This is a genomic window from Moorena sp. SIO4A1 (assembly GCF_010672065.1).
Lineage (GTDB): Bacteria > Cyanobacteriota > Cyanobacteriia > Cyanobacteriales > Coleofasciculaceae > Moorena.
In genome coordinates this window covers 1-2,255 of sequence record NZ_JAAHHX010000326.1, presented here as the reverse complement: position 1 = coordinate 2,255, position 2,255 = coordinate 1, and the positions used below count along the sequence as shown (strand labels likewise).

The 2,255-nt window shown below is 43.8% G+C and carries 3 protein-coding genes; 2 read left to right on the top strand and 1 reads right to left on the bottom strand.

What is annotated here, in order from left to right:
* Positions 1–551, top strand: a 551-nt coding sequence (locus F6K53_RS37810; RefSeq protein WP_293084831.1) for a DUF4351 domain-containing protein, incomplete at its 5' end; no start/stop codon positions are given.
* A 307-nt stretch (positions 552–858) separates the two neighbouring features.
* Entirely contained in the window at positions 859–1,443 is a 585-nt protein-coding gene (locus tag F6K53_RS37805) for a DJ-1/PfpI family protein (RefSeq protein WP_075896369.1), read from the top strand.
* A 447-nt stretch (positions 1,444–1,890) separates the two neighbouring features.
* Here F6K53_RS37805 and F6K53_RS37800 read toward each other — a convergent pair.
* A partial coding sequence (locus F6K53_RS37800; protein WP_293084828.1) for a rhodanese-like domain-containing protein occupies positions 1,891–2,255 on the bottom strand: 365 nt, incomplete at its 5' end.

The following is a 2,255-nucleotide window of genomic DNA, read 5'->3' as shown; positions in this document are numbered from 1 at the left end:
ATGAGTTTAGGGATACTAACACCTGGCATCGTTATCGAGTAATTCGTCTGTGGGAGCAAGACCCTCAACCACTGTTAGCCAATCGAGCTCTGTTACCCTTGGCAACTCTAGCTAGGAGTAATAGCCCGAATCGATTGTTAGAGCAAGTGGTTGCCCAAGTGGATAGAATTGAAGAAAAACCATTACGGGGAAACCTAGCAGCTTGTGTGGATGTGCTGGCTGGTTTGCGGTTTGATAAAGAGTTAGTCCGTCGATTATTGAGGGAGGAAATTATGGAAGAATCAGTCACCTATCAAGATATTATCCAAAAGGGAGTCCAAAAGGGAATCCAACAGGGAATCCAGCAGGGACTCCAGCAGGGACTCGACCGAGGAAAGCAGGAGGAAGCGGTATTAATTGTGATGCGTTTGCTAACCCTGAGGTTAGGTTTACTTGACCCTGTGCTCCAACAACAGATTGAGGGATTATCGATTACTCGATTAGAGGAATTGAGTGAAGCGTTGTTGGATTTTAATACCGCAACGGATTTAGCAGTTTGGTTGGAGCACTAAATCCCAATTTTTGAATTAAGAATTTAGAATTAAGAATTAAGAATTTAGAATTTAGAATTTAGAATTTAGAATTTAGAATTTAGAATTTAGAATTTAGAATTTAGAATTTAGAATTATAGATTCTGCATTCTGCATTCTTCATTCTACATTCTTCATTCTGCATTCTTCATTCTTCATTCTTCATTCTTCATTCTTCATTCTGACAGACAACCTTGGCCAAAAGGCCACGCTACGCAAACAACCTCAGAACCTTGATAGATTAGGATTGCTCAAGAGCTATTCCGATTCAAACCACAGGAGTGATAACATGGCAGGAAAGCAAATCTTAATGCTCGTAGGTGACTTTGTAGAAGACTACGAAGTGATGGTTCCCTTCCAAGGGTTGCAGATGGTAGGACATACCGTTGATGCTGTCTGTCCTGACAAAAAAGCTGGGGACATTGTTCGCACAGCGGTTCATGACTTTGAAGGAGACCAGACCTACACGGAGAAGCCTGGTCACAACTTCACCCTCAATGCCACCTTTGATGCCATCAATCCTGAAGATTATGACGCCCTAGTGATTCCAGGGGGGCGAGCACCAGAATACATCCGCCTCAATCAAGATGTGATCAAAATCGTGCAGCACTTTGCCCAAGCCAACAAACCAATCGCAGCAATTTGTCATGGTGCTCAATTGTTGGCAGCAGCAGATGTAATCCAAGGTAAAAAATGTTCCGCTTATCCAGCCTGTGGTCCCGATGTTACCCGTGCTGGTGGAACCTATGCTGACATTCCAGTAGATCAAGCAATAGTAGACGGTAATTTAGTAACAGCTCCCGCTTGGCCTGCTCATCCCCGGTGGCTAGCAGAATTCCTCAAGGTTTTGGGTACTCGCATCGAGCATTCATAGCACTTTTCAATGGGGTAAGGTATAAATTCCTGGGTTTTAGGGAGTAGGGAGCAGGGAGTAGGGAGCAGCGATGCAGCGCGGTCTTGGGGGTTTCCCCCATGAGCGACTGCATCAAGACAGGGATCAACTTTGAGATCAGTGCTGAACTATACTTTGAGATCAGACAGTATCTACAGAATTAGCAGCATTGGTGACCAGTAAATAAAATAGCGATCGCAAACTCATCTGCGATCGCACCAAATACAACTAATGGAATTCCCGTTACCGTGGCCAGATCCAGTTCCTATAGCAGTCCAAGACAAGGTTAAGACATAGTTCTGTTCCCTGGTTAAAACCTTCTTGACTATTGCCTTTTGCCTTTTGCCTTTTGCCTTTTGCCTTTTGCCTTTTGCCTTAAAAGGATAAGCAATGTCCCTGACTGGTTCACCATAATTGCTATATATTTAGTTAGTATTGCGGTACTGATGAATCAATTTCCTGACTCCAGGCAGTAATACCTCCTTTGACATTAATCCCTTCAATACCAGCCTCTTTCAAAATTCCCAAGGCTTTCGCTGAGCGACCTCCCTTCTTGCAATGGGCAATCAAGCGATGACCATTAACCAGCTCCTTAACTTTTGCTACACCAGAACCCTGTTCAATATCCGGTAATGGCACTAGAACTGAGCCAGAAATCTTAGCAATCTCATACTCATGGGGATTGCGGACATCAATTAAAACAAAATCATCCGCACCACTATCCATGAGTTCCTTGAGCTCCTGGACATTCATCTCTTTGATATCCATCTGGCGTTTGGCTTCCTCTTCTTTAG

Bases quoted from the DNA above. Each gene is read 5' to 3' on its own strand.
- F6K53_RS37805 (WP_075896369.1), top strand. From the start codon at position 859: ATGGCAGGAAAGCAAATCTTAATGCTCGTAGGTGACTTTGTAGAAGAC.